Source organism: Chryseobacterium sp. RR2-3-20, from assembly GCF_017808115.1.
Taxonomy (GTDB): Bacteria; Bacteroidota; Bacteroidia; order Flavobacteriales; family Weeksellaceae; genus Chryseobacterium; species Chryseobacterium oryzae.
In genome coordinates this window covers 1-3,949 of the sequence record NZ_JADQBD010000118.1, presented here as the reverse complement: position 1 = coordinate 3,949, position 3,949 = coordinate 1, and the positions used below count along the sequence as shown (strand labels likewise).

At 29.2% G+C, this 3,949-nt stretch carries 2 protein-coding genes; both read left to right on the top strand.

Going from position 1 to position 3,949, the window contains the following annotated elements; genetic code table 11:
* Window positions 1-149 precede the first annotated feature (149 nt).
* Window positions 150-1,934: an ATP-dependent endonuclease gene (locus IV513_RS14985; RefSeq protein ID WP_245168966.1), complete on the top strand. Its 1,785-nt coding sequence runs from the start codon at window positions 150-152 to the stop codon at window positions 1,932-1,934.
* A 161-nt stretch (window positions 1,935-2,095) separates the two neighbouring features.
* Complete coding sequence (locus tag IV513_RS14980) at window positions 2,096-3,718, top strand: tetratricopeptide repeat protein (RefSeq protein ID WP_209391365.1); 1,623 nt, start codon at window positions 2,096-2,098, stop codon at window positions 3,716-3,718.
* Window positions 3,719-3,949: the final 231 nt, after the last annotated feature.

Below are 3,949 nucleotides of genomic sequence, written 5' to 3'. Positions count from 1 at the left end.
AGGTATAGTTCTAAAAACTAACAAAGCCCATAGTTCACCTCTGCTCTCCTTTGAATAAATTTAACTATTTTTACAGAAAACAAAGTAAAGGCAAAGCCCTTTTCCGTTATATGCCATTTTAGAGCGACCCACCGACAAAACAGAAATTTATGAAAATATTTGACATAAGCATTAAAAATTTCCGAGGAATTAAATCCTTGACAAACTTAAAAGTTGGAGAAATAAACTCATTTGTTGGTAAAAATGATTCAGGAAAATCTAATATATTGAAAGCACTTGACTTATTTTTTAATGAGAAATTTAATTCAAATGATGTTTTCAAAGGAATTGGAAATGACGAAAAAACGGAAATCACAATTAGATTTGAAACTCAACAGGAAATTAATCCATTAGCATTAGATGCTGATGGTAAAATACAACTGATTAAAACTTTTTCATTTACTACCGCAGGTAAAGTAGCAAAAGAATTCTTTTATGTTTGCAATGATATAAACAATGACCAATACAGTAATTGTTGGGGTGTTAAAGAAGCCGACATTAATGGATATTTGACTTCATTAGGTGTTGAATTTTCAAGGTCAGGACGTGGAGTAACTAACTTATCTAAAATTGAATTAGTAGATGAAAACACACAAAATTTTGGGCGAATAGAAAAAATAAATGTTGCTGATGATTTTATTAAAAATATTCAAAAACAATATGATTTTATAGAACTTCCTGAATATTCCTTGTTTGATGCAGAACAAGATTTGAATGTTGGTTCAACTACTTTTCAATCGCAGTTTAAACCAATTGCAACACAATCTCTACAAAATAATTCCGCTTTAACCTCCCAAATTGAAACAAATGTACAAGGAGATTTAGAAACAGAATTCGGCTTGATAACTGAACTTATGAAAAGAAATGTACCGAATTTAGAAAAAATAAAACCAAATGTCGCTTGTAATTGGGGTACTTTAGTAAAATTTGACCTTTCATTAAAATTTGCTTCTGACACGTTTGAAATTCCTATTGCAAATAAGGGAACAGGGTTTAAACGGTTATTAATGGTAGCGTATTTTGAATACCTTGCTCAAAAAACAACAAAAAAATATCAAATATTTGGTATAGAAGAACCAGAAACCTTTTTACACCCAGAACTTCAAAATGATTTATTAGAATCTATTATTTTACTTTCTGAAAACAGTCAATTTTTTATTACAACTCATTCACCAGTTTTTGCAGGAGCGACAAGAGATTCTAATATAGTTGTAGTTAAAAAGACAAATGAAATATCAGAATATTTTAACTATGAAAACGAAGCAGATATATTAAATGTAGTTATTAAAGAACTTGGAATAAGACCTAATTACAATTTATTGAATGATAATTTTAGAAAAGCAGTTTTTGTTGAGGGAAGTGGCGATGTAAAATTTTGGGAACGTGCTTTTCTTAAAATCAATGGTAGTTTACCAGCAGATATTTTGTTTATTCCTTGTGGTGGTGACCAAGTAGAATTTTTCGTAAATGCAGAACTTTGTAGAAAAATAAATAGAAGATTTATATTTATTTTAGATTCAGACAAAGGAGCAATAGATTACGATTCTAAACTTGCAAATAAAGCTTTGTTAATAGCCAAAGTGCAAGAATTAGGAGGCGAATTTGATGTTTTAAGAAAACGAGAAATTGAAAATTATTACTCTAAAGATGCAATCCAAAGACTCTTCGGAAATAACTTTATTTTACCAGCAGAATTTGAAATCCAAGATTATACCGACATTAAAGAGGAAATAAAAACGCATATATTAACACCTTCAGGACTTAACTTTAAATCTAAAAACAATTTTGACATTTTTGATGAAATGACAAGAGAAGAATGGATAAATTGTGCGACTATTGTAGAGGATGGAAAAACCGACATAGAAATAATAATTGAAAAAATACTTAACGAATAAAAAAAACGGCATATAACAGCAGTTTGGCAAAATGGCGGGTTCAGTGCTAAATTGAACATTCGGATTTCTAATAAACATTTGTGCTAAATTGAAAGTAAGTGCTTCTAAATCCGCCACTTCGCCAAGCTGCAAAACGTTAGCAGAAATTTTAAACCGACCATATGGGAATATTTGACTTTCTAAAGAAAAAAAATAAAGGAATTGATGAAAATAAGTTTCTTTCTAATCAGTTTCAAAATGAGATTTGTGCTTTGGCGCTGTGGAAACTAAAAGAAAACAATTCCAATCCTTATATCGCAATCAAAGAACTAAAAAAAGTTGGACTGAGCGATGAACAAATTGATTATGTATTAGAAAAAACTAAAAAAATAATTGAACCAGAACAAACTTTTAATATACAAAATACTGATTTTGGAATATCCGATGATTTGTTGGATAAAATTATAAAAAAAGAAATAAGTGAACTCGAGATAAGGAATTACTTTGATAAATTGTTTTCATTTGCTACATACCAAGCTCAAAATGGAAAACAAAAAAATGCATTAGAATTATACCAAAAATGTTTACTTATCAACCCAAATGCGGATGAAGTTTATTCAAATTTAAGTATTCTAAACTATGAAATGAATGACTTTGAAAAATCCTTAGAAAACATAAATAAAGCTATAGAGATAAAGCCTTTAGAAATAATTTATTACAAAAATAAAGCTGTTACTTGCGAACACTTGGAATTACACGAAGAAGAGAAAAAATGTTACGAAAAAATAATTGAAATTGACAGCAATAATTTAGAAGCAACTTTTTCTCTTTCTCAAATCAATGTTCAAAACAATGAATTCGAAATTGCTCTTAAAAATTTAAATAAAGTTATTGACTTAACAGATGGTTCAGATGAACTTTTTGGACCTCAGTTAAGTAAGATTGGGGTTTTATATGAATTAGGACTTGTAAAAGAAGCGGAAGATTTATACCAAAAAATGACATCTCTTTTTCCTCAAGAAATAATTATACATCATATAATTCCAAACCTTAATTTTCATAAAAATAAAATAGATGATGCTAAAGCATTTTTTGACATACAATATGAAAAAACAAAAAACGCTGTTGTTCTAAAAGCTAAAGCAGATTTCTTTTTTGATAAGGACAAAACAGTTGCAATTTCATCTTATGATGAATATTTGAAAATTAATCCAAGCGACATTCAAGCAAGACAAAATAGAGCAACCTTACATTCTGAAGCTAACAGTGATTATGATGTCAATTTAGAAATAGAACAGATTTTAGCAATCGACCCAAATAATGTAAATGCGCTTTTTAATAAAGCTCGTATTTTAGTTTCTCAAAAATCATACGATGAGGCTTTGAAAATCACTGAAAAGATATATTCAACAGACAATACCAATATGAACTATGTTGGCTTTATTTTAGAATTGTTAGAACTTTATAAATCTGAAAAGGAAGTTGAAAATTATATCGAAAAATTAAAAGATAATAATCCTAATGAAAGTTATAATATTGAATATAGAAAAGGATTATACTACAAATCAAAAAAGCTTTACGATAAAGCTATTCAAGTGTTTAATTCCCAAAACAAAATTCACGAATTTGCTTGGAACTATTATCAAGTTGCAATCATAAAGAACTTGCAAGGAAAAACATCTGAAAGCATCGACCATCTAAAAAAAGCTTTTCAACTTGACCCAAACATTAAGGAAGATGCGAAAACATATGAAGAACTTGAAAACCTACATAATGATAGTCAGTTCTTAGAAATCACAAAATAAAAAACTTCTGCTAACAAGGGTTTTGCAATAGTGGGGCGAAACTGCAAAGTTCAACGGTAGTTCTTCGGTTCAACCTTAGTACAAAATTGAAGATTTGTGCTTCGATTGCCCCACCATCCCAAAGCCCCGAAACGTTGTGCGCAATATTAGAAGCGCGGTATCAAAAAGAAATTTCGGTCTGAAAAATCAAAATTTTGACCTGAATTTAAACTTCTAAAACTGACTAAAATC

Excerpts from the sequence above, each read along its gene's own strand:
- IV513_RS14985 (WP_245168966.1), top strand. The coding sequence starts at position 150 with ATGAAAATATTTGACATAAGCATTAAAAATTTCCGAGGAATTAAATCC.
- IV513_RS14980 (WP_209391365.1), top strand. The coding sequence starts at position 2,096 with ATGGGAATATTTGACTTTCTAAAGAAAAAAAATAAAGGAATTGATGAA.